The 23,402-nt window shown below is 31.7% G+C and carries 25 protein-coding genes; 24 read left to right on the top strand and 1 reads right to left on the bottom strand.

Going from position 1 to position 23,402, the window contains the following annotated elements:
* Positions 1-43: 43 nt before the first annotated feature.
* From flgK to ABNX05_RS19585, 18 genes are all read left to right on the top strand, one after another.
* A complete protein-coding gene (gene flgK, locus ABNX05_RS19670; RefSeq protein WP_349661256.1) occupies positions 44-1,600 on the top strand; it encodes a flagellar hook-associated protein FlgK in 1,557 nt (518 codons plus the stop codon).
* A gap of 35 nt (positions 1,601-1,635) precedes the next feature.
* On the top strand, positions 1,636-2,553 hold the full coding sequence (flgL, locus tag ABNX05_RS19665) for a flagellar hook-associated protein FlgL (protein ID WP_349661255.1): 918 nt from the start codon (positions 1,636-1,638) through the stop codon (positions 2,551-2,553).
* Between the two features lie 105 nt (positions 2,554-2,658).
* Entirely contained in the window at positions 2,659-3,222 is a 564-nt protein-coding gene (locus tag ABNX05_RS19660) for a DUF6470 family protein (RefSeq protein WP_349661254.1), read from the top strand.
* A 16-nt stretch (positions 3,223-3,238) separates the two neighbouring features.
* Positions 3,239-3,682 carry a flagellar assembly protein FliW gene (gene fliW / locus ABNX05_RS19655; protein WP_349661253.1) on the top strand — a complete coding sequence of 148 codons (444 nt, stop codon included), beginning with the start codon at positions 3,239-3,241 and terminating at the stop codon, positions 3,680-3,682.
* Entirely contained in the window at positions 3,682-3,900 is a 219-nt protein-coding gene (gene csrA / locus ABNX05_RS19650) for a carbon storage regulator CsrA (RefSeq protein WP_349661252.1), read from the top strand. Before fliW ends, csrA begins: the two co-directional genes overlap by 1 nt.
* Positions 3,901-4,099: 199 nt before the next feature.
* Positions 4,100-4,912, top strand: a complete 813-nt coding sequence (locus ABNX05_RS19645; RefSeq protein ID WP_349661251.1) for a flagellin N-terminal helical domain-containing protein — start codon at positions 4,100-4,102, stop codon at positions 4,910-4,912.
* A gap of 67 nt (positions 4,913-4,979) precedes the next feature.
* The gene (locus ABNX05_RS19640) at positions 4,980-5,306 is read left to right on the top strand and encodes a DUF8042 domain-containing protein (RefSeq protein WP_349661250.1); all 327 of its coding nucleotides are present in this window, start codon (positions 4,980-4,982) and stop codon (positions 5,304-5,306) included.
* A 38-nt stretch (positions 5,307-5,344) separates the two neighbouring features.
* Positions 5,345-7,183, top strand: coding sequence for a motility associated factor glycosyltransferase family protein (locus tag ABNX05_RS19635; RefSeq protein ID WP_349661249.1), 1,839 nt, complete (start codon positions 5,345-5,347; stop codon positions 7,181-7,183).
* 94 nt (positions 7,184-7,277) lie between these two features.
* Complete coding sequence (locus tag ABNX05_RS19630; RefSeq protein WP_349661248.1) at positions 7,278-8,315, top strand: N-acetylneuraminate synthase family protein; 1,038 nt, start codon at positions 7,278-7,280, stop codon at positions 8,313-8,315.
* A gap of 14 nt (positions 8,316-8,329) precedes the next feature.
* On the top strand, positions 8,330-9,463 hold the full coding sequence (gene neuC, locus ABNX05_RS19625; protein WP_349661247.1) for a UDP-N-acetylglucosamine 2-epimerase: 1,134 nt from the start codon (positions 8,330-8,332) through the stop codon (positions 9,461-9,463).
* Between the two features lie 12 nt (positions 9,464-9,475).
* Positions 9,476-10,198, top strand: coding sequence for an acylneuraminate cytidylyltransferase family protein (locus tag ABNX05_RS19620; protein ID WP_349661246.1), 723 nt, complete (start codon positions 9,476-9,478; stop codon positions 10,196-10,198).
* Positions 10,195-11,292, top strand: a complete 1,098-nt coding sequence (locus ABNX05_RS19615; protein WP_349661245.1) for a hypothetical protein — start codon at positions 10,195-10,197, stop codon at positions 11,290-11,292. The genes ABNX05_RS19620 and ABNX05_RS19615 overlap by 4 nt, the downstream gene beginning before the upstream one ends.
* Positions 11,293-11,304: 12 nt before the next feature.
* Positions 11,305-12,204 carry a polysaccharide deacetylase family protein gene (locus ABNX05_RS19610; protein ID WP_349661244.1) on the top strand — a complete coding sequence of 300 codons (900 nt, stop codon included), beginning with the start codon at positions 11,305-11,307 and terminating at the stop codon, positions 12,202-12,204.
* A 1-nt stretch (position 12,205) separates the two neighbouring features.
* Positions 12,206-12,439, top strand: coding sequence for an acyl carrier protein (locus ABNX05_RS19605; protein WP_349661243.1), 234 nt, complete (start codon positions 12,206-12,208; stop codon positions 12,437-12,439).
* On the top strand, positions 12,432-13,664 hold the full coding sequence (locus ABNX05_RS19600) for an ANL family adenylate-forming protein (RefSeq protein WP_349661242.1): 1,233 nt from the start codon (positions 12,432-12,434) through the stop codon (positions 13,662-13,664). Before ABNX05_RS19605 ends, ABNX05_RS19600 begins: the two co-directional genes overlap by 8 nt.
* A 1-nt stretch (position 13,665) precedes the next feature.
* The gene (locus ABNX05_RS19595) at positions 13,666-14,391 is read left to right on the top strand and encodes an SDR family oxidoreductase (protein WP_349661241.1); all 726 of its coding nucleotides are present in this window, start codon (positions 13,666-13,668) and stop codon (positions 14,389-14,391) included.
* Positions 14,392-14,418: 27 nt separating this feature from the next.
* The gene (locus ABNX05_RS19590) at positions 14,419-16,146 is read left to right on the top strand and encodes a glycosyltransferase family protein (RefSeq protein WP_349661240.1); all 1,728 of its coding nucleotides are present in this window, start codon (positions 14,419-14,421) and stop codon (positions 16,144-16,146) included.
* Between the two features lie 65 nt (positions 16,147-16,211).
* Positions 16,212-16,874, top strand: a complete 663-nt coding sequence (locus tag ABNX05_RS19585; RefSeq protein ID WP_349661239.1) for a TylF/MycF/NovP-related O-methyltransferase — start codon at positions 16,212-16,214, stop codon at positions 16,872-16,874.
* Between the two features lie 826 nt (positions 16,875-17,700).
* On the opposite strand, the gene ABNX05_RS19580 is transcribed toward ABNX05_RS19585, so the two are convergent.
* A complete protein-coding gene (locus ABNX05_RS19580) occupies positions 17,701-17,868 on the bottom strand; it encodes an IS66 family transposase (protein ID WP_349661238.1) in 168 nt (55 codons plus the stop codon).
* A gap of 400 nt (positions 17,869-18,268) precedes the next feature.
* Here ABNX05_RS19580 and ABNX05_RS19575 point away from each other — a divergent pair, with 400 nt between their 5' ends.
* From ABNX05_RS19575 to hpf, 6 genes are all read left to right on the top strand, one after another.
* Positions 18,269-18,655, top strand: a complete 387-nt coding sequence (locus ABNX05_RS19575) for a flagellar protein FlaG (RefSeq protein WP_349661237.1) — start codon at positions 18,269-18,271, stop codon at positions 18,653-18,655.
* A 22-nt stretch (positions 18,656-18,677) separates the two neighbouring features.
* On the top strand, positions 18,678-21,002 hold the full coding sequence (gene fliD / locus ABNX05_RS19570; RefSeq protein WP_349661236.1) for a flagellar filament capping protein FliD: 2,325 nt from the start codon (positions 18,678-18,680) through the stop codon (positions 21,000-21,002).
* Positions 21,003-21,032: 30 nt separating this feature from the next.
* Entirely contained in the window at positions 21,033-21,392 is a 360-nt protein-coding gene (gene fliT, locus ABNX05_RS19565; protein WP_349661235.1) for a flagellar protein FliT, read from the top strand.
* Positions 21,393-21,602: 210 nt separating this feature from the next.
* Positions 21,603-22,013: a flagellar export chaperone FliS gene (fliS, locus tag ABNX05_RS19560; protein WP_349661234.1), complete on the top strand. Its 411-nt coding sequence runs from the start codon at positions 21,603-21,605 to the stop codon at positions 22,011-22,013.
* A 219-nt stretch (positions 22,014-22,232) separates the two neighbouring features.
* A complete protein-coding gene (locus tag ABNX05_RS19555) occupies positions 22,233-22,616 on the top strand; it encodes a PilZ domain-containing protein (RefSeq protein ID WP_349661233.1) in 384 nt (127 codons plus the stop codon).
* Positions 22,617-22,791: 175 nt separating this feature from the next.
* Positions 22,792-23,343, top strand: coding sequence for a ribosome hibernation-promoting factor, HPF/YfiA family (gene hpf, locus ABNX05_RS19550; protein WP_049668100.1), 552 nt, complete (start codon positions 22,792-22,794; stop codon positions 23,341-23,343).
* The last annotated feature ends 59 nt before the right edge of the window (positions 23,344-23,402 follow it).

Genomic DNA, 23,402 nt, shown 5'->3' with positions numbered 1-23,402 from the left:
AAAAACATTTGCTTGGTAATATAAACGTTAAGGAGGAAAAGGAATGCGCTCAACATTTATGGGCTTAGAAGCTAGTAAACGCGGTTTATTTACACAACAAACAGCTCTATATACAACAGGACATAATATTTCCAATGCAAATACATTAGGTTACTCTCGCCAACGAGTAAATATGCAAGCGACGCAAGGTTTCCCACAAGCTGGTTTAAATCAACCTAACTATCCAGGGCATCTAGGAACTGGGGTAGAAGCGGGATCGATTCAACGTATTCGTGACGAATTTACTGACCGTCAATTCCGTCAAGAAACAAACAAACTAGGCTATTGGGAATCACGTTCAAATGCGATCTCTCAAATGGAAGATATAATGGACGAACCGTCTCAATATGGTTTAAACGCAGCATTAGAACAGTTCTGGAAAGGGCTTCAAGATGTTAGTACAAACCCAGAAAATGCAGCCTCTCGTAAAGTAGCGATGCAACGTGCTGACCACCTAGCTGAATCATTTAGATATATGGACAAGCAGCTAAAAACAATTCAAGGTAATTTAGGAAATGAAATTAGTGTAGCGACGGATCGTATCAATTCACTTCTAAAACAGATTGCAGCTATCAATAAACAGGTGCAGGAAGTAGAACCGAATGGTCATGTACCGAACGACTTATACGATGCACGTGATGTGTTAATTGATGAATTAAATAATTACATACCTGTATCCACTAAACGTGTCGCATCGGGCGGGAATGCTAGTGCTGTGGCTGAAGGAAGCCTTACAGTAGTATTCAAACCATATGGTACAGATAAAGAGATTGAGCTAGTGAATGGTAGAGACTTTGCTACTATCGAAGTAAATGGCACTGGTTCCAAGCAAATCGATGGCAATGACTTGTCCAATGTGTTCTCATCTATTCAAGTAAGTGGACTTGGCACAACAGAATCCATTTCATATGACCAGTTAGAACCAGGTAAAGGGAAAATGTTATCCCTTATTGATTCGTACGGATATGCTGAGAAGGATATTAATGGTAACGTCATTGGTACAAAAGGCTATTATACTGAAACATTAGCAGACCTTAATAAATTGGCAGCTAAATTTGCTGAGGCCTTCAATAAAATGCATCAGCAAGGCTATGATTTAACAGGTGTTCAAAATAAAGATGATTTCTTTACTGGGGAAAACGGAGTAATAACTGCAGGTAATATTAAGGTAAACGATGTGTTTATGGATGATCCTTCTAAATTAGCTGCATCTGATGCAGCTAATGAAGAGGGGAATGGTAAATTTGCACTTGAACTTGCTAATCTTCAATCAAAAAGCCAAGCTGATTTAGATGGTGCAACGTTTAACTCCTTCTATCAAGGTATGATTGGGAAACTAGGAACTGATGGTGAAGAAGCTTATCGCTTAAACATGACTTCTCAAAAATTATTAGTAACACTTTCTGGTAATCGTGACTCAGTAAGTTCAGTGTCCCTTGATGAGGAAATGACAAATATGATTACGTTCCAACAAGCATACAATGCCAACGCCCGTATGATTACAGTTGTCGATGAAACATTAGACAAAATTATTAACGGCATGGGCCGTGTAGGACTATAAAAATAAAATTACGATAGAAAGGGGCTTTTAAAAAAATGCGCGTAACGCAATCCATGCTATCCAATAACATGCTTTTAAACTTAAATAATAGCTACGGTAAAATGTCTAAGCTACAAGATCAAATTACCTCAGGTTCTAAAATTACTCGACCTTCTGATGATCCTGTAATTGCAGTAAAAGGAATGGGCTATCGCCGTGATTTAGGTCAAGTTGAACAATATACACGTAATATGAATGAGGTTAATAACTGGATCGACACAACAGACGAATCACTTAACCAAGCTGGCGAACAGATGAAGCGTGTGCGTGAGCTAGTAATTCAAGCAGCCAATGATACAAATACACCCGATGAACGTGCAAAAATTAAGGCTGAAATTGATCAGATTCGTCAACAAATTCAGGATATAGGTAATACAAAGATTGCCGATCGATATATTTTCAGCGGAACACGTACTACTCAGCCATTGTTTGAAAATGGTGCAATTGATCCAGCAAAAGTAAACTCAGAAGACGTAGTTATTGAAGTTTATGATGGTATTCAGATGAAAGTGAATACTCCTGGAGCTGAACTGTTTCAAAATGTTGATGACATGATGGGGAAAATTTCAGATCTTTTAGATCCTAATCGTGCTGGAGGACCAGCTACTGGTGAAGAAATCGGTAATGCTCTTGGGGGAGTAGCTGAACAAAGTACTGGAGATGACATTACAGCAATCCATAATAAAATTCTCGAGGCTCAGGCTGATATCGGGGCACGTCAAAATCGTGTGGAGTTAATGGAGAATCGCCTTGGAATCCGTGAAGTAAGTGTAACAAAGCAGTTGTCTGATAATGAAGATGTTGATTATGCGAAGGCTATTACAGAAATGGTTACTAGTGAATCGATTCATCAAGCTGCACTTTCTGTTGGTGCGAAAATTATTCAACAAACATTAGTAGATTTTATTAGATAAAATAGTTTTGCCTATTTAAATTTCGACAATAGATCTTAACGAATAATATTAAAAGAAGCGTTTGGACATTTTGTTCAGACGCTTTTCTTGAAAGGAGAGAAGTAGATGAGACTCCCGCAAATTCAAATTCATACAACAGACGCGAAATTAGACCTTAATATAGCTAAGCCGCAACAAACTATTAAACAACCGAAAGCAACACAGCATATTGAACAGCCGGCCGCTATTTTAGAAATTCGTACGACTAAAGGCGTTTTAAAAATAGACTCTTCTCAGGCAAGACGGGATATAGGGATGATAGGTCCATTGGAATCAAGTGCCAATTACGCAGAAAAAGGAAGACAAGAGAATTTACAAGGAATGGCACGTAGAGCGAGAGAGGGACGTCAAATGATGGACAACGCTGGTAAAGACCAGGGCCGTGCAACTATCCAAAATATCGCAAAACAAAATCATGGTCCTCACCGTACTCCATTTAATATTAAATTTGTACCATCAGTAGGTTCAGTGAAAATAGACTATACACCAGGTACAACCGATGTCAATATTCAGCGGAGAGAGCCAATAATTGACGCAAAAGTGAACAAACCAATACACGAATACACACCAGGAAAAGTAACTGGTACAATGGTACAAAGACCGGATGTTGACATCAATGTCGTCATTTAAAGGAGCGTATAAAACAATGAAAATTGCTACTAAATTTTTAGGTGAAATCGAAATTGAGGAACAGGACATCTTAACGTTTGAACATGGATTACTCGGATTAGAGAATGAAAAAAAATTCGTATTATTACCTATAGATGCAGATCTTCCTTTAGCGATACTGCAATCTATTGAACATGTGGAAATTGGTTTTGTAGTTGCCTATCCATTCGCCTTCAAAAAAGATTACAGTTTTGATATAAGCGAAGATGATCGTAACCAGCTACAAATTGAGAAGGAAGAGAACGTACTTACATACTCTATAGTAACAATGAAGGAAACATTCCAAGAATCAACGATTAATTTGCTTGCACCTATAATCGTTAATATGGATAAAAAACGTGGTAAACAAATTGTCCTGCAAGATAATAAATCCAATCCACTACGCTATCCAATGCAAACATTGGAAGGAAGTGTGAAATAATGCTAGTACTTTCTCGAAAAAAAGATGAATCTATCATGATAGGCGATCAAATCGAAATTAAAATATTAGCTGTCGAAGGTGAGCAAGTTAAAATCGGCATTGTTGCGCCAAAAACAGTAAAAGTACATCGTTCAGAAGTTTTTGAAGCTATCCAAGCACAGAATAAGGAAGCTTTATCAGCATCATCAAGCTTCTTAGAACAGCTAAAGAAAAAATAGAATATGTATTATAGTTATAATTTTAAACTATAGATAAATTATATAAAAAAAATAAAAAATTTTTTAAAAAACTATTAAACATTTCTAACTAAATACGATATATAGATTGTAAGGGGCAGGAAGTACATACATACTACCTAAACCGAAATTCCACACGGATGTGGAATGACAAAAACAAACATTCAAGGAGGAATTCCAAATGAGAATTCAACACAACATTTCAGCTTTAAACACACACCGTAACCTTACTTCGAACAATACTCAAGCTTCTAAAAACCTTGAGAAATTATCTTCAGGTTACAAAATTAACCGCGCTGGCGATGACGCTGCAGGTTTAGCAATTTCAGAAAAAATGCGTGGACAAATTCGCGGTCTAGACATGGCTTCTAAAAACGCTCAAGATGGTATCTCTCTAATCCAAACTGCTGAGGGTGCATTAAATGAGACACATTCAATTTTACAACGTATGCGTGAATTAGCAGTACAATCATCGAATGATACAAATACTGATGATGATCGTACTAAATTACAAGAAGAAATCACTGCACTTAAAACAGAAATTGACCGAATTTCTACTGATACAGAGTTTAACACTCAAAAATTATTAAACGGTACATTCTCAGGGAAAGTTGTCCATATTGGAGCAAATGCTAATCAAAAATTAGATGTTTCAATTGGAAATAATAACGTAGCTACTCTACAAATTACGGATTCGAATATTTCAACACAAAGTGGAGCAAATGCTGCAATTACATCGTTTGATAATGCAATTAAAGCTGTTTCTACTACACGTGCTAATTTAGGTGCTATTCAAAATCGCTTAGAGCATACTATTAATAATTTAGGTGCAACATCAGAGAATTTAACTGCTGCAGAATCTCGTATTCGTGATACTGATATGGCTAAAGAAATGATGGGCTTCACGAAAAACAACATTTTAATGCAAGCAGCACAATCAATGCTTGCTCAAGCTAATCAACAACCACAAGGTGTATTACAATTACTTAATTAATAGTTAGTATTAAAACCTCTAGTATTGCTAGAGGTTTTTTATAAATTTGAGTAAATGGAGAGATTTCATGCAAGATTTATCTTTAGAAGTTAAAAATTCATTTGATGAATATATAAAAAAAGTTCCAGAAGGTTGTTTAGAAATTGCTAAATTATTAAGATTAGGTGAAATCCGTAGTTCGATGCAAATAATCCAACAATTTTCTGAAGGAATGAGTTGGTTATTACAAGCGTCAAATTTACTTTCTGTAAATGGTATAGATACTAAATTCAATATTGAACAAATTGAAAATTTTTTAAAAGAAATAAATGATGGCTTAATAGTAGAAGACTATATGTTAGTAGCAGATTTATTTGAATACGAAATAGCAAGTTACTTTAATAAAACTGATTAGTAAATTGGCATTAGAGAAAATAGATGTGAGGGATAAAGGTGTCAAAGGTTACAACATTTCTAAAACAAAATAACTTAAACTTATATAAAAAGCTTAAAAATGCTACCGTTGAGAATGTACTTTTAGAGCAGACCAAGTCAGGTAACCATACATTAAAAATCAAAAAAAACGGTAGGGATTTTTATTTTCATAGTAAATATAACCCTGTCAATGAAGCAGTTCAATTTACTTCTAACATTCAAATCTCTGATAATACAAACCACATTTTGTTTGTTGGAGCAGGATTAGGATATCATATAGAAATATTATTAGAACAAAATCCAAATGTGAAATTTTCTATATATGAACCAGATTTGGAAGTTATTAAGTTTTTTGTGGATAGTGATATTATACATAAATATTTTGATAGAATGGTTATGATTTTTAATGATTTGGATGAAATTTTAGATTCAGAAATTATTAATGTTTATTTAAGTAATGATAACTTTAATGTTGAATTATCAATTACTAAAAATATTTATAAAGAAGAAGTAAATAGTCTATATAATATGTTTGCAGAGAAACTAAATCAGAAGCATCTAGATGTTGCTATAACTTCGAAATTTCAAAAAAGATGGGTTACCAATTATATCAAAAATTTTAACGTTGTTGTAAATTCGCCTAATTTTTTTCAAAAGTCTACTTTGAGGAGTTTTAAAGATAAGCCTGTAATACTAGTTGCTGCAGGACCCTCATTAAATTTAGAAATAGAAAATTTAAGACGCATAAAGAATGAAGGACGAGCTTTCATAGTTTCAGTTGGTTCGGCAATAAATGCGTTACTTGAATATAATATAGTTCCGAATTTAGTATGCATTTATGACCCAAAAGAAGAAAATAAAAGAGTAATGTATAAAATCGAGGAACAGAAAAGGGATGATATCCCAATTGCGTTTGCTACAACTGTAGGATATGAAAGTATTAATGACTATAATGGCCCTTTATTTAGTTTAATATCTGATCAAGATCCATTTTCAATGTACTTATTAGATGAAGTAAAAGATGAGCATATATTATTAGATGTCCCATCAATTAGTATATTTACTTTGCAAATACTTCATAAATTAAAGGTTTCCCAAGTCATTTTAGTAGGACAAAATTTTGCGTTTTTAAATAATAGAAGGTATGACAAGTCAATTCAATATAAAAGTAATCCAAAGTTAACTATTGATGAAAGAAAGAAATTAGTCGAAGCTTATAAAGAAAATGAAACCGATGTTTTAAGTGTTGATGGAGATTTTATTAAAACATCAAAAGATTTTTTAAATATGAAAAGAATTTTTGAGGAATATATATTTTTTTCTAAAATTAATGTCGTTAATTCAACACAACATGGTGCAGTAATCAATGGAGCGCATTATGAAAAATTAGATACCCTATTAGACACAATTTTAAAAGAAAAAAATATAGTAAATAAAATTTGGTATAAAGCAAATACGAAAAATAAGTATAATAAAGAAAAATTAAAGTTAATAATAAAATCTAGTGTCAAATATGCAGAGTTTTTAAAAAATGCTAGATTCTTATCAGAACAAATAATTCAAATGGATATAGACGTTTTATCACTAGATGAAAAACTTTCATTAATAAAAAGAATGCAATCAAGTTTAAATAATATATTTAATGAACTATATCATGAAATTATTGTTAAAAGAATGTTTATAGTTCAGGATAATTATTACAAAAAAAAGTATCAAGAAAATATAACTATAAAAAATCCTAATGATAAAATTAAAGAATTAACAAATGTTTTTAATAATTATATAGATTTAGCTGAATTAAATAATGATTTAATAATGCCAGAGTTTGAAGAAATGCTGAAAAGAATTAATTATTAAAATACCTTTAATTGTATATAAATATTAGAGTGATTCAACTAATTGTATAAAAACTGTAAGTTGTACATTTTTAGCTATAAAGGAGATTTAATTCATGAAATATATTGAAGTTTGTGGAAGGAAAATTGGTGAGGATTTCCCACCAGTTGTGATCGCGGAGATTGGCATAAATCATGAAGGAAGTTTGAAAGTTGCAAAAGAAATGGTTAATGCAGCATATGCGGCAGGTGCAGAAATTATTAAGCATCAAACTCATGTAATTGATGATGAAATGAGCGCTAAAGCTAAAAATGTTATTCCTGGTAATGCAAAAGAATCTATATATGAGATTATGAATCGATGTGCTCTTAACGAAGAAGAAGAATTAGAACTTAAGAGATATGTTGAAGAAATGGGCATGATTTTTATAAGTACCCCATTCTCTCGAGCTGCAGCAAATCGTTTAGAAAAAATGGATGTTAAAGCGTTTAAAATTGGTTCAGGAGAATGTAATAACTATCCGCTAATCGAACATATCGCTAAATTTGGTAAACCTATGATTATTTCTACGGGTATGAACAATATAGAAAGTGTTAGAAAAACAGTTGAGATTGTAGAGAAATACAATATACCATATGCGCTTTTACATTGCACAAATGTGTATCCTACCCCAGCTAATTTAGTAAGACTAGGTGGAATGCAAGAGTTGCAAAAGGAATTCCACAATGCTGTTATTGGTTTATCTGATCATACAATCAATAATAATGCAGCGTTAGCAGCTACAGCTTTAGGAGCTAGTATTTTAGAGAGACATTTTACAGATACTAAAAATAGATTTGGTCCAGATATTATTTGTTCAATGGATCCTAAAGAATTAAAAGATTTAATACAGGCTTCAAAGGAAATTGCTCAAATGCGAGGTGGAAAAAAAGAAGCTTCATTAGAAGAAAAAGTAACAATAGATTTTGCTTTCGCTACAGTTGTAGCATTAAATGATATTAAAGAAGGCGAATTGTTAACTGAAAATAATATTTGGGTTAAAAGACCAGGAACTGGGGAAATCCCAGCATCAGACTATAGAAGTGTTTTAGGAAAGATAGTAAATAGAAATGTTGCTAAAGACGAACATTTATCTTATTCAGATTTCAAGTGAGAGGTTGCATTAATTTGAAAAAAATAATGTTCTTAACAGGTACGAGAGCCGATTATGGTAAAATTAAGTCTTTAATGAAAAAAATAACGGGTCATAGTCAGTTTCGACTTTACTTATTTGTTACAGGGATGCATATGATTCCTAAATACGGATCTACTTGGCGTGAAATTGAAAAAGATGGATTCAAAAATGTATATCATTTTATTAACCATGATAAATTGCATAATATGGATATTTCATTAAGTAACACAATACAAGGTTTTAGTAATTATATTCATGAAGTAAAACCAGATTTAATTGTTGTTCATGGAGATCGTTTAGAAGCACTAGCTGGTGCTATTGTGGGCGCCTTTAATAATATAAGAGTAGTACATATTGAAGGTGGAGAAGTTTCTGGTACTATTGATGAGTCAATTCGACATGCAATTACAAAATTTGCACATATTCATTTAGTAAGTAATGAAGAGTCTAAAAAAAGAATTGAACAGTTAGGAGAAGACAAGAATAGTATTTATATTATTGGTTCACCAGATATTGATATTATGCTCTCACAAGAATTGCCAACTATAGAGTCCACGAAAGACCATTATCAAATTCATTTTGATAACTATGCAATTCTAATATATCATCCTGTAACAACAGAACAGCATTTATTAAAGGCAAATATTAAAGAAGTTGTCGATACTGTAATTGCTTCACAAAAAAATTATATTGTCATTTATCCTAATAATGATTCAGGGAGCGAGATTATTCTTAAAGAATATAACCGACTTCGTAATTTGAATAATATATTGATATACCCTTCAATTCGTTTTGAAAACTTTTTAACTTTATTGAAAAATGCTGATTTTGTAATTGGAAATTCAAGTGCTGGAATTAGAGAAACTGTTGTCTACGGAATTCCAGCAATTGATTTAGGTACAAGACAAAATGGAAGATATCATTTACCGCATAAATCAATATTACATACGAATGAAAATAAACAATTAATATTTAAAGCTATTAAAACCATTGAAAAATCTAACTCAACATGTACTACAAAAGATTTTGGTGATGGAGAAAGTGATACAAAGTTTTTGAAATTTCTAGAAGATGGTACTTTTTGGAATACCTCTGTTCAAAAAAAATTCTTTGACCTAAACAAGTAGGGAGTAAAACCAATGATTGAAGACAAAAGAATTTTAGCAATTGTTCCAGCTCGAGGGGGAAGTAAAGGAATAAAAAATAAAAATATAACTGCTGTAAAGAATAAACCTTTAATTGCTTATACTTTAGAAGAAGCCAAATTATCGAAATATATTGATTCAATATATGTGTCCACTGATAATGAAGCAATAGCTAAAATATGTTCTGAACACGGAGTAAAAGTAAATGAACTTCGACCCAAAGAGCTAGCTACAGATGAAGCTAAAACAATTGATACAGTTTTATATACTATTGAACTGTTAAAAGAAAAGGGTCAAGTATTTGATTATGTAATATTGTTACAGCCAACACAACCTTTACGAAGATTTTTCCATATAGATGAAGCAATTGAATTAATTTATTCACGAAATGAAGAGAGTTTAGTAAGTGTAAATAAAGTAGAGGATCATCCAATATTAATTAGAAAGCTAAATAAAGATGGGACATTATCAAATTTATTGGATTTTAATAGCACTGTAAGAAGGCAAGATTTTGAAAATTTTTATGTTGTTAATGGCGCTATATATATAAATAAAATCAACAATTCTTTAAACAAATTTACGAGCTTAAATGATAACAAACTAGCATATTTAATGGATCGAAAATATCATTTAGATATAGATGAACCAGCAGATTTGAAAAAATTTGAGTCCTTTGTTTTAAATGATTATATATTTAAGGGGAGTGTTATCAATTGATAGTAAGATTTTTTGAAAGTAATGAACAAAAATCGTTACAAAAAGCTATCGATGAATTATGGGTGAATAATCATATATATGTGAGAGATGTGAAACTTCTTAATAGTATGTTTTACGAATCTCCTTATAAACATTTTATTACCCAATCAAATGATTATTCATTTCTTGGTGTATGGGACAATCAAAAAATAGTTGGTTTGTTAGGTGTAATACCTTTTAAGTTTAATCAAAAAGGAAAAATATCATTTGGAGTATGTTTAACAAATTGGATAGTGGAAGAATCGTATCGAAAAACTGGTGCCGGGATGGAGTTATTGAAATTTGTTCAAAATCTTAATCCTTCAATTATTTTGTCATTAGGAATAAATGATAATGTAAAAAAATTGTATAAAGCCTTAAAATGGGAAGTAATGGATAGCTTGCCCCGATGGGTGGGAATTGTCAACAAACAACGAGTAATTGAAAAAGTTTTTAAAGGAAATGATAGTAGTTTAAAAAATATAGACGAAATTAAAATAGTAGAAAATGATTCTGATATGAATCATTTTATATTCAATAATACTGGATTAAACAGTATGCAATGGAATTTGTTCCACGAAAGTAAATTATTAAGTAAATATATTGGAATTAGTAGAGAGTTTAATTACATTGAATGGAGATATTTAAAACATCCAACATTTACGTATAAATATGTTCTTTATAAAGATAATGATGGAATTAAGGGCCTAGTAATATATCGTATTGAGAGTATTTTAAAGGATTCAAAAATTGGAAGAATCGTTGAAATATTGACTGATGATAAAGAGGTCGAATTAAAATTAATAAAGCATTTAATCAATTATGAAAAATCGTTATTATTTTGGGATTTCTATTGTGCCTCAACAATTGCAAGTTGGAGTTTAGAAAATGTAGGCTTTAAAAAGTCTGACAATCAGTCTTATTTTCCAACCCGATTCCAGCCTCTAGACTTATCGGTATCATCTATAAAATCAGCAATCTATATAAATCCAGGCGTGTTGAAAAAATTAAATGTTTTTGATATTAATCCGTGGTATATAACCAAAGGTGACTCTGATCAAGATAGGCCTAATTAATAGGGGGGTAGAATGAAAGATATTGTAGTCATGTATCATTATATAGGTGATAAAGAAAACTTCAAAGGTAGTGTACCACTTGAAGAGAAAGATTTTGAAAATCAAATCGAATTATTATCAAAGTACTATGAAATAGTTTTACCTGAAGAATATAACAAAAATACTTCCAAACCTAAATGTATTTTGTCTTTTGACGATGCTACGAAAGATCAATATATTAATGCATTTAGAATTATGCAAAAAAAGGGAGTTCCAGGATATTTCACTGTCATGTCAGGCCCATTAGAAGATAAAATTATTCCTATCTTTCATCTGGTTCATATTGTTTTATCAAACTACTCAGACAAAGAAATTTTTGAAATGCTAATGTCTAAATTTCATATTGAAAATATTCATGAGCGGAGCAGCTATTATTCATACGAACAAGATATTTTTAGAAGATATAATAAATATATTTTGAATTTTATATTATCTGAAAAAGAAAGTAGATTAATTTTAGAAAAGTTAGTAATAGAAAAATTCGGTAATCTAGATACGATTATTAATAATTATTATATGTCAATTAACGATTTAATTAAAATTAAAAATGCTGGAATGACAATTGGAGTGCATTGCGTAAATCATTTAGCCTATAATGGTGACCCTCTATCTTTTTATAATTTAGAAATAGAGCCTTGTAAAAGATTTATTTATGAAAAGCTACATATTAATCCAATCTGGTATACCCCAGCGTTTGGTGGCGGAGATCAAAAGCAACTTATGAAAGAACAACTGGAGTATTTGTTGAGAGTAAATAATTTTAAAGGCGTATTTACAACAAATAAAGGCTTTAACAACGGTTTAGCAGATTATTGGATTAATCGAGTTGATTGTAATGATAAACATTTTTTTGAGAATTTGAGGTGGAAATAACATGGAAAATAAATTATTAGAAGTTATTAATGAAATTTTAGAAGATGAAGGTTTACAACCTATTGACTCAATAAATAAAGATATGGATTTTCGCAATGATTTAGAAATGGACTCATTTATGCTAGCAGATTTAACTGTACGAATTGAAGATCAATTTGGGGTGGATATTTTTGAATCAGGGATTGTTACAAATATTGGTGAGATTATTGATATCTTAGAAGGTAAAAATGAATAAAATTTTTTTAGTGTACGATGGAAAAGAATATCATTATAAGGATTTATTAAACCAGTTAAACAATCTAGAGCAAGTTTCACCCTATATTTATGAAAAATCTCAAAATCCATTCTATATTTTTTCGAAAATTTTACATAGTATTGTCTTTAACTATTCAATAGAAATTTTAGATGGTGATTTTTCTGAAAATGATCTACAAAAAATAAATATTAATAAAGAAAATTTAGAACAAAACATTAAGTTGAACTATAAAAAAATGATTAATACGGTGGAAGAGTTAATTGAAATGGTAAAATATTGCTCTGAAAAATGGGATGTAGCTTTATATACGTCTGGAACTACAGGCTTACCCAAAAAAATAATCCACAATTTCGAAAGTTTAACTCGTAATGTTAAAGTTAGTGAAAAGCATAACTCGGACGTATGGGGATTTGCTTATAATCCTACTCATATGGCGGGTTTACAGGTTTTCTTTCAAGCTTTTCTGAACCTTAATACGATCGTTTATTTGTTTGGAAAGAAACATTTATTTTTTAAAGAAAGTTGTAATAAATTTTGTATTTCTCATATATCCTCTACTCCAACTTTTCTGAATTTTATTTTGTCTGTATCAGATGAGGAAACGTATCAAACAGTAAAAAGAGTAACTTTTGGTGGAGAAAAATTACCAAATAATATTTCATCTAAAATTAACTACTATTTTCCGAATGCGAAAGTGAGAAATATTTATGCTTCTACCGAGTTCGGTAGTATCTTAGAAAGTGATGGAGAGTGGTTTAAAATACCTGTAAAGTTTTCAGAAGTTATTAAGATCGTTGATAACGAATTATTTATTAATACTAAATTAATGAATAATAATGAGGAAGGGTGGTTTGCGACTGGGGATTTAGTGGAACAATTTGAAGATGGTAGTTTTAAATTTTCAAGTCGTAATACTGATATCATCAATGTTGGTGGCTATAATGTAAACCCGCTTGAAATCGAAGACTTATTGCTCCAGTTGCCTTATATTCAAGATGCAGTTATTTATTCAAAGCCTAATAGTTTAATGGGAAATATACTTGCAGCTAAAATTATCCTAATCAATACTATAGATACGCAACAAGATGTCTTGAAAAATATAAAAAAATATTTAAGGGATAATTTGCAAAATTGGAAAGTACCTAGAGTAATTGAGATAGTAGAGGATTTAGAAAAAAATAGAACAGGTAAGAAGGTAAGATAATATGGAATGGGTTATAGTGACAGGAGATTCAAAAGGATTAGGTCATGAAATTTCCAAAAAAATATTAGAAACAACCAATCTTGGCGTTATAGGGATAAGTAGATCATCAACACCAGGAAGATTAGAATTACAAAAAAAGTTTCCAAATAGATATGAATATATTCATTTTGATTTAAGTGAAATCCATGATATCAAAAAATTATTTGTAAACCAAATTAAGAAATTTGAACGCATTGTAGGATTAGTAAATAATTCAGCACTTGCGTATGATGATATCGCGAGTAATATGAAATATGAGCCATTATTAAATATGTATAATGTAAATGTTTTTGCACCAATGTTGTTAACTAAACATGTAATTAGACAAATGATTCTATATAAAATTCCGGGGTCCATTGTAAACATTTCATCGATAAGTGCTCATACGGGTTATAAAGGCTTAGCAATGTATGCTTCTTCGAAAGGAGCAATCGAAGCATTTTCAAAAAATATTGCTAGAGAATGGGGGCAAAAAGGAATTCGGTCAAATTGTGTTGTTCCTGGATTTATGGAAACTGGGATGAGTGAATCCTTAAATAATGAGCAAAAGCAAAGAATTTATAATCGAACTTCTTTAAAAAAGGAAACTGACATTGAAAGTGTAGCAGAGGCAGTAGTATTTCTGTTAACTGATAAATCTAAATCTATTACTGGTACCATATTACATGTCGACAATGGTACTATTTAGAAGATTTGGAGTTGAAATAATTTGAGTATGGAAAAAGAATTATCGATAAGTTTATTCGAAAATATTGAGGAGATTATTATTTGGGGTAGCGGTAGTGGATATGAAAAATGGAAAGAAAAAATTAATTTAAATATCTCCTATATAGTTGATTCTAACCCTCAAAAATGGGGGACATTTATTGATGATATTGAAATTATTTCACCGGAGACTTTAAAAGGTTTTGATTTGGTTAATACAAAGTTTCTGATTTTATCCTTTTTTATACAAGAAATTACTGAGCAAATAGTACAATTAGGTTTTTCTAAGGAAAATATATTTACTTTTAAGCACATTGAAAGAACTGTTTTTAAGTATGAGAAGAAGCACAGATATTTAGAATTTCAAAATGTAAATAAGTATAGTCTCAAAGATTTCATTGAAAAAATGGATAAAATATACAGTGATTTAAATTATAAAAATGTTAGTTTAAATTCTATAATGTTACCCTATATTTCTTTAATTGCTAGTAGACTATTTTTAGAAAGTTCAAATGAAATGCTGTTTCCAGTAACTTCTTTTAAACCCTATTTACATTTGAAAGAGGGTCCAATCTTGGTTAGCTTTGTATGGCAAGAAAAAAGAAGACCTTCACATTATTTATTAATAAAGAAAATGATTGAGCAGGTACCCAAAAAATTAATTTCTGAATTAGTTCCGGCTTCTTTTTACAATGAAGAGGAGCATACAGAAAATCATATTATTTTTAAGCCTAGTATATTTGATTTTAAGTTTGAAAAAGAGTTAAATAAGTTGGCTACATCTTTTAAAGAAGAACATCTTAACTTGAATAAAGAAGAAACAGATTGGCTTTTGAGCTTCACTAAATATTTTATATTATTGATTGACTTTGCGTATGAATTTTTTGAAAATAATAAGTACAAAATTTATATATCGGGTTTTTCTAATAATTCGGAAGAAAATGTATTTGTGCAGGTAGCTAATCAACTTAATATTGTAACGTTTAATTTACAGCATGGTACTTATGGAAAAACAGAAGAATTCGAGTTAGTGCCATACAGTCATATTTATAAATATCCTAAAGCAAAATATAGTTTGCTATGGGGAAACTATTGGAAAGAAGTTTTACGTGATGTTATATTAGATGATTCTCAATTGATATCAGTTGGTAATCCAATTATGAACTACAAAAAAAACGACCGTTTAAAGTTAAAAAATTCTAAAACAAAACTTATCAATAAAAATGTATTTCTAATTTGTTTTTATGGACCAAGTCAAGGAGAAGTCTCTATAAACCAACAAATGTTAGATTTCGCAGATGAAATAGCTGTAAAATACAATATGAAATATATTGCAAAAATGCATCCTGAAAATAAAGTTCTCCCAGAGGAATTTAGCTTTAATGAGGAAAATTGCATAGAGTTTATTAAAGACAATCGCAATATACACGATTTATTTAATAAAGTTGATTTTATAATATGCTGCAGTAGTACAGTCATACATGAAGCTGTATATTATTATATTCCAGTATTTGTATTCAACGCTCATGCTGCTACAAACTCAATATGTGGTCCTTTAAGTACACGTTTTGATTTTAAAGATCAATTGTTAGATCAAATTAAGAAATTTCTAAACAAATATAATTTCAATGAACTTTTAGACGAATATGATAAAATCGGGGAAATTTTCTTTGAGATAGAAGAGGATATTGATATTTCAGTGAAATACAAAAATATATTTCTCCAAGCTTTGGATTAGTAGATAAAAAATATTTTTATTAAAATCAAATAAAACAAGTAACAAGTATATTAAGGAGAATAACTGTGATTTTTAATTATGATGAAAATAATGCTTTTGAATACGAAAATGGATTTATGCTTACATCAGAAACATACAGATTAGGAAATATATTATCACATTTTGAACTATATAAAATGATTATAGATAAACCAGGTTCGGTAGTAGAACTTGGGGTTTTTAAAGGGAATTCATTAATTCAATTTGCAACATTTCGTGAACTATTAGAGAATGAAAATTCTCGAAAAATAATTGGATTTGATATATTCGGGGAATTTCCTGAATCAAAAGCTTTTTCATCTGATGAAAAATTTGTATCTAATTGGAATGAGTTATTTAAAGGGGAAATTCCTACTGAAAAAGATTTACAAAGTAGTCTTGATCATAAAGGAGTAAAGAATGTTGAGTTAGTGAAAGGGAATATATTAGAGACACTGCCAGAATATTTAAAAGAAAATCCGCATCTGAAAATTTCGTTATTACATATAGATACTGATGTTTATGAACCTTCTAAATTGGCTTTAGAATTATTATTTGATTGTGTAGTTCCGGGGGGATTAATTGTGCTAGATGATTACGGCACAGTAGAAGGGGAAACTAAGGCAGTAGATGAATTTTTTGCAAATAAAAATTATGAAATTAAAAAATTTCCATTTAGTCACACAAAGCCCTCTTTTATAATTAAATAATTAGATTAAGAAATTAAAATGAATACAAAGAAGCACCTTCAAAAGATTTTAGCTGTTTAACTTAAGCAACTTTGAAGGTGCTATTTTTATAAGAAGATTGAATAGTTACCTAATTTTAAATTATTCTGTGCTATTTCCAATCTGTTTTCCCTGGAAGTTCTAATATCTCCTAAAGGCAGTGTTTGAATGATATGGTTTAATCAAGGTTAAGAATCTGGCTATCGAGCAATTAACTGTTTTCGTGTTCATCCAGATTTGAAGAAATTATTACGCCAACGAATTATTCAACTTCGTTGTCACTTTGTGCAAGAAAGGCTTATTAGATAGAAAAGTGCAAGTGTCAAAAAAATTAAAGAATAAAGATATGGAATTGAACGTAAAAAACTACGTTCTGAAGAAAAAACTCGAAACAAGAGCTTGAAACGCTTAAAGATTTATTAGAGCGAAAACAAAAATATTAAGCAGATATGAAGATTGTTGTAAGCGTAATAGTTATTCAAAAACAGATATTGATGAGACGTTTATGAACAGGCAATTAAAAGTTTGATATATTCCTTAAATTATGTCCTCTTAAGGACAGTTCACTCATGCTTACGATGTTATTCTGAATCCAACAGATGCGCACTTATCAGATATACGGCTATTTAATTTCACGCATGCAGCTTGGCCGTCTTTTATCGAGGCATGTACTGATTTAAAGCTTTTAGGTTTTGATGGATATTCAAGATTCGGTAGTTTCGTAATTTACTTCATTAGTTTATTGAAGTCCGCACCATTTACTTTGGCTGTTTCTGCGATGTTTATAACGTTCGCTCTTGCACCTGTTTCACTGACTAGAGAAAAGCAAATTTTTTCTTCCTATGACGTTGGGATGAATGGCATTTTTGGCTAGATTATTATCTATCTCAATACGCCCTTCACTTGAAAGGGATTTCGGACTATTCACTCTATTTAACGTGTAATCAGCAGCCTTTGCAACAGCAAATTTCTCCATAGAAAGGCTTTTTTTAACTCAATTCAGAAACTATTATACGATTATGTGCTAAAACTTATCTTTTAAGTCGATGTAAATTTTCGCAATATATTACGCTGATCTGCCCGTTTTTACGATTTGCTTTCAGTCAATAAAGAAGAACTTGTGCTCAACAATTGGTTTACACCTTCTGGTTTGCTCTAAGCAGATTAACCTCAAAAAATTTTGCAATATAATCGTTCGTAAGTTCTTCGAGGACAAACCGGGCTGGGGATAACGAACTCAACCGAATAGAATAATCGTGGGATCTTAGCTCGGAACACTCCAATAAACCCAATTGTTTGGTCAGAAAACGTGAAACAATACAATTTACTTCCGATAATAAAGGTAAGCAATTGAAAAGTTTAGGAGGTTGAGGTACATGCGTATTGCATCACAAGGGCAGTCAATCGATACGATTACTGCACCAACTAATACAAAAGCAATGAATGTGCAGGAAAATATGACACCTAATGTTTCAACAGTAACTAACTCACAACAAGTAGTAGAAAAAGCAACTACTATTGGAGAAGAACAGGAAATTTCAAAAGAAAAATTACAACAAGCTGTCGATGTTGCAAATGAATTTTTGGAAATAAATCACAGTTCCTCGAAATTTGTTTATCATGAGGGCTTAGAACGCTATTATGTGACGATAGTGAATCGTGATACTGAGGAAGTTGTTAAGGAAATTCCACCTAAAAAATTACTGGATGCTTTCTATGAGATGCAAAAAATGGTTGGAATGATTGTAGACGAGAAAATTTAAAGGAAATTAGGAGGAGTTATGTATGGTAATGAGAATTGGTGGATTATCGTCAGGGATGGATATTGATAGTATTATAGAGAAGCTGATGCAGGCAGAAAGAATGCCGCTGAATAAAGCTTTTCAAAAAAAGCAAACATTAGAATGGCAACGTGATGCTTATCGCAATGTCAATGCATCAACTCAAAAATTTAACCAGTTTTTAAAGGATAAAATGTGGTTGCAGAGTCAAATAATGAAAAAAACAGCCACATCCTCCAATGAAAACTTAGCAACTGTAAAGGCAACAAGTACAGCTACTGGCACGCTCAATATAGAAAGTGTTACACAAATAGCTACATCTACTCAAATGATCGGTAGACAAACAGAGTATACAGGATCAACAAAGATATCTACTTTGGTAGGAGAATCCGTTAAGTCAGTAGAGATACAAGCTATTGATAAAAATGGTAATTTAGCAGAAAAGCCAGCGACAATTACCTTCGACCCAACAAATGATACAGTTGATGATTTAGTGAAAAAAATCAATCAAAGCAATGCAGGTGTTACAGCACTATTCGAAAATGGACAGATATCACTAACTGCAAATAATTCTGGTAGTGTAAAAAGCGGTAACGGCGAAATTGTATTTGGACAAGGGAAAGAATTGTTCGATGCATTAGGTATGGATAATGCGACAACAAATTCAGGTAAAAATGCAATCTTTAAAGTAAATGGTATTTCAATGGAGCGTTCATCAAATACTTTTACAATCTCTGGTTTTGAGGTATCACTGAAGTCAACATTCAATGCTAAATCGGGTGCAGCTGATCGCTTGGCAGCAGCACAAGTAGAATTAAATAATGCACAGGCTGCTCTACCTGGCTTAGAAGCAGAAAGAGACAGTAAGCTTCTTGCATATGAAAGCTATCGAGATAATACGTATAAAAATGCATATAAGAATACTTTTGGAGAAAATAATTTAACAGCTGAACAACAGGAGAAATTTGATAAACTTTCAAATGTAGGGAAGGTTGCGCTCCTAAACTCTGCAGATTTGTCTGACCTACAATCTTTGAACATTGATTACACAGATGCAGATAGTATTAAATCATCTATTAATAATTCCAGCTTAACAGATGAACAAAAAGCAAAATTATTAAGACTATCATCCGATGATTTACAGGCATTACAAAGCCCGGATGGTGCAGAAATACTTGAACGTGCACATAAAGTTGATTTTGAAAATTCATATAAAACGCTTGATAAGAAATTTTTAAATGACCTAACAACTGATGATATTGCTTTCTTATCCGAAATTAAAGGAAAAACAGGAAGTGAAATTGAACAAATTTTAGCAGGAAAAGATGACGCTATTAAAGATAAATTCGGCAAGATGGATTCAATGGATTTAAATAAATTAGCTGATTTAAGTGGTTCCTTAGAAGATTTTCAACAGTTTAGTGCCATTGAGAAAACAAATAACGAAAATGCAGCTGCATATAAAACAGCTGAAAACAATGCAGTGGCGGGTCAAAAACGTCTAGATGAAGCACAAAAATCTTATGATAATGCAAAAGCAGCATCGGATAGCGTGGCAAATGATACTTCTCCAGCTGTAGCAGCTGTAAATCTAACATCAACGACTGATACCAAAAGTATAAAAGACTCTATTCAGGAGTTTGTTAAAACTTATAATGAGATGGTAGATTCGCTAAATAGTTTATTAAAAGAGAAGAAATATCGTGACTATCCACCACTAACAAGTGAACAACGTAAAGATATGTCGGAAAACGAACAAAAGCTATGGGATGAAAAAGCAAAAAGTGGTTTATTACGTAGCGATTCTTTAATTCGAGATGGCTTATCTAAAATTCGTACGCAGTTTATGTCATCAGTTAAAGGACTTGGTGACGACACGATAGATTCATTAGCTGAAATCGGCATTACAACATCAGATAAATTATCGGATGGTGGAAAATTAGTAATTAATGAAGAAAAATTGGATAAAGCATTAGCTAAAGATCCTGATCAAGTTGTTCAAATGTTTACTAATTCAGGCAGTGTAAGTACGACAACTGATGAAAATGGTAGAAAAATTACACAAGATTCACGTGGTATTACTCAACGTTTACGTGCTGAAATTGATGCACTTACTAAAAATATTGAAAAAAAGGCTGGTAGAGAGGGTGCAACAGATCAAACACATAGTTTGGGTAGAAACATTGTTGAATCTGATGATCGCATTACTAAATTACAAGCAAAATTAAAGGATATTGAAGCTCGTTACTGGAAACAATTCACAGCCATGGAGAAAGCAATCAATAAAGCGAACCAGCAATCTAGTATGTTCATTCAAGGTGCAGGTTGAGGCTTCTAATTAGCAAGGTAGGAGAATGATATGCAACTAATAAATCAACTATTGCAGGTGTCAGCTAACTTATTCAAACTTTTAGGAGATATTCCAAAAGGTGAAGAGCGCGATGAATATATTGATAATATCAACAGTATGTTGGACAAGCGTGGGAAATTTATTGAAGATTTAGTTCAAGAAGGCTTTCAATTCGACGAACACAATCGTATTCATCGAACGTTACTTGAATTAGATCATGGGATAAAAGAACGATTGGCTGCTGTCATGAGCGCCGTAAAGCAAGATATGGCAAATCTACAAAAAACGAAAAAAAGTGAAGGACAATACTTCGATCCCTACTCGAATGTTCGTGTGATGGATGGCATGTATTATGACAAAAAGAATTAATATTTTATCTCCATTTAGTTTGGCGGACACCGCCAGCTGAATGGAAGATAAAGCCCCGGCGGATGTCATGTATTTTAAAAGGAATGAATTGTGATCACACAATTCAAAATCCAGACGCAATTACGCCGAGGCGTAATTAATCTATTCGCTTTTCTTCGTAATATGGTTTAAACTAGTAAATAAGTAACCTTTCAAAGGAGTTGTCTTTTATTGGCAGCAAATTTAACAGCACAAAACGCGTATAAACAAAATAGTGTTACCACTGCTTCCCCTGGTGAGCTGACGTTAATGCTTTATAATGGATGTTTAAAGTTCTTGCACAAAGCTAAGCTAGCCATTCAAGAAAAGAATATCCAAGAAAAAAATACTAATCTTATCAAAGCACAGGCGATTATTAGCGAGTTGATGTCGACTTTGAATATGGATATCGAAGTGTCAAAAAATATGTTTGCTCTTTATGAATATATCAATCGTCGTTTAGTCGAGTCAAACATTCAAAGTGATGTCGCTATTATTGAAGAAGTTGAGGGATTAGTGACGGAATTCCGTGATACATGGAAGGAAGTTATTCGCATTAATCGACAGCAGCAATTCGGTCAGGGAAACGCTGGACAAATTTAGACAACAAAGAGGCCATCAATTCATGATGGTCTCTTTTCTTTTCTTTTCGAGAAAAGCGAGACACGGCATTTAAATAATCATACAAAAGGGAAACGTTTAATTACTCAAAAGATAGGTCTTTACTCAGCAAAATATGTTACTTATTCCCTCTGTATATAAAACATGCATCGTGTCATAATCAAGGAAAATAGATGTTTAGAATAGTATTGAGGTGGGAAGATGATATTTAAGCGCCAAGAAGGCTTTCGATTTAAATTCGAGGAGCCTGTTAAAATGACTTTTGCGATATACGAGAATGGTAGAGTTAATCAAGCGCAAACGGCAATGGCTGATTTGCTTGATATAAGTCCACGAGGGTTAAAAATGTTTACTGAGGTGGATTTAGGTGTTAATCCTCGTCCTTTGGATTTACGCTTTATTCTGGATACAAGAGAGGTACGAGCTTATGGAGAAGTCATTTGGAGCCGTCCTTTTGGTAATGGTAAGCAGTATGGTGTGAATTTCAATGATCAAGAATCGGTTGAAGATTTGATTGTCGAAGAGTTGAAGTTGCGCCGAAGAAAAGAAGCGGATGAGGCAAAACTAAATAATATTTATTCATAAAGTGAAAATTCATTAAGAGGTGGATTGTGTTCGTCCCTTACCGAACTTCTTTGCTTTCGCAGATGCTATACATTATTGTAGGAAAAAAATTTTTTTAAAAAAAGAATTATTTTAGAGGAATTTCGCACACTTGTGTAGAAATAGTAAGTATAGCAGTTATAAAGGAGGAGTTTACATGTTAAACTTTAACATTCGTGGTGAAAATATTGAGGTAACTCCAGCTATTCGAGAATATGTTGAGAACAAAGTCGAGAAAGTTGAACGTTATTTTAACGAAGATGTTAATGCCAACGCTAACGTAAATTTAAAGGTTTATAATGACAAGCAAACTAAAGTGGAAGTTACAATTCCAATGAAGAACTTAACTCTTCGTGCAGAAGAGCGTCATAATGATATGTATGCTGCAATTGATTTAATCGTTGATAAATTAGAACGTCAAATCCGTAAGCATAAAACAAAAGTAAACCGTAAATTCCGTGAGCGTGAAGGTACAGGCCTTTATTTTGCTACTTCACAAGCAGCCGCTGATGCAGTGACAGAGGAAGATGAATACTCAATTGTTCGTACAAAGCAATTTGATTTAAAACCGATGGATCAAGAAGAAGCTGTCTTACAAATGAATATGCTAGGGCATGATTTCTATATCTTTACAGATGCAGAATCAAACGGCACAAATATTGTCTATAAACGCAAAGACGGTAAATACGGCTTAATTGAAACAACTTAAACTAAATTATGTCCAAAGGCTCTCGCCATAGCGGGAGCCTTTTTTTATGAGCTTACCTT

Source organism: Lysinibacillus zambalensis, assembly GCF_040183165.1.
GTDB classification, from domain to species: Bacteria; Bacillota; Bacilli; order Bacillales_A; family Planococcaceae; genus Lysinibacillus; species Lysinibacillus zambalensis.
Note: the sequence above shows the minus strand (reverse complement) of the source record. Positions and strands in the feature narration are given on the sequence as shown.

Coding starts and splice junctions, on each gene's coding strand:
- flgK (WP_349661256.1), top strand. CDS start 44: ATGCGCTCAACATTTATGGGCTTAGAAGCTAGTAAACGCGGTTTATTT.
- flgL (WP_349661255.1), top strand. CDS start 1,636: ATGCGCGTAACGCAATCCATGCTATCCAATAACATGCTTTTAAACTTA.
- ABNX05_RS19660 (WP_349661254.1), top strand. CDS start 2,659: ATGAGACTCCCGCAAATTCAAATTCATACAACAGACGCGAAATTAGAC.
- fliW (WP_349661253.1), top strand. CDS start 3,239: ATGAAAATTGCTACTAAATTTTTAGGTGAAATCGAAATTGAGGAACAG.
- csrA (WP_349661252.1), top strand. CDS start 3,682: ATGCTAGTACTTTCTCGAAAAAAAGATGAATCTATCATGATAGGCGAT.
- ABNX05_RS19645 (WP_349661251.1), top strand. CDS start 4,100: ATGAGAATTCAACACAACATTTCAGCTTTAAACACACACCGTAACCTT.
- ABNX05_RS19640 (WP_349661250.1), top strand. CDS start 4,980: ATGCAAGATTTATCTTTAGAAGTTAAAAATTCATTTGATGAATATATA.
- ABNX05_RS19630 (WP_349661248.1), top strand. CDS start 7,278: ATGAAATATATTGAAGTTTGTGGAAGGAAAATTGGTGAGGATTTCCCA.
- ABNX05_RS19620 (WP_349661246.1), top strand. CDS start 9,476: ATGATTGAAGACAAAAGAATTTTAGCAATTGTTCCAGCTCGAGGGGGA.
- ABNX05_RS19610 (WP_349661244.1), top strand. CDS start 11,305: ATGAAAGATATTGTAGTCATGTATCATTATATAGGTGATAAAGAAAAC.
- ABNX05_RS19605 (WP_349661243.1), top strand. CDS start 12,206: ATGGAAAATAAATTATTAGAAGTTATTAATGAAATTTTAGAAGATGAA.
- ABNX05_RS19600 (WP_349661242.1), top strand. CDS start 12,432: ATGAATAAAATTTTTTTAGTGTACGATGGAAAAGAATATCATTATAAG.
- ABNX05_RS19595 (WP_349661241.1), top strand. CDS start 13,666: ATGGAATGGGTTATAGTGACAGGAGATTCAAAAGGATTAGGTCATGAA.
- ABNX05_RS19590 (WP_349661240.1), top strand. CDS start 14,419: ATGGAAAAAGAATTATCGATAAGTTTATTCGAAAATATTGAGGAGATT.
- ABNX05_RS19580 (WP_349661238.1), bottom strand. CDS start 17,868: ATGGAGAAATTTGCTGTTGCAAAGGCTGCTGATTACACGTTAAATAGA.
- ABNX05_RS19575 (WP_349661237.1), top strand. CDS start 18,269: ATGCGTATTGCATCACAAGGGCAGTCAATCGATACGATTACTGCACCA.
- fliD (WP_349661236.1), top strand. CDS start 18,678: ATGGTAATGAGAATTGGTGGATTATCGTCAGGGATGGATATTGATAGT.
- fliT (WP_349661235.1), top strand. CDS start 21,033: ATGCAACTAATAAATCAACTATTGCAGGTGTCAGCTAACTTATTCAAA.
- ABNX05_RS19555 (WP_349661233.1), top strand. CDS start 22,233: ATGATATTTAAGCGCCAAGAAGGCTTTCGATTTAAATTCGAGGAGCCT.
- hpf (WP_049668100.1), top strand. CDS start 22,792: ATGTTAAACTTTAACATTCGTGGTGAAAATATTGAGGTAACTCCAGCT.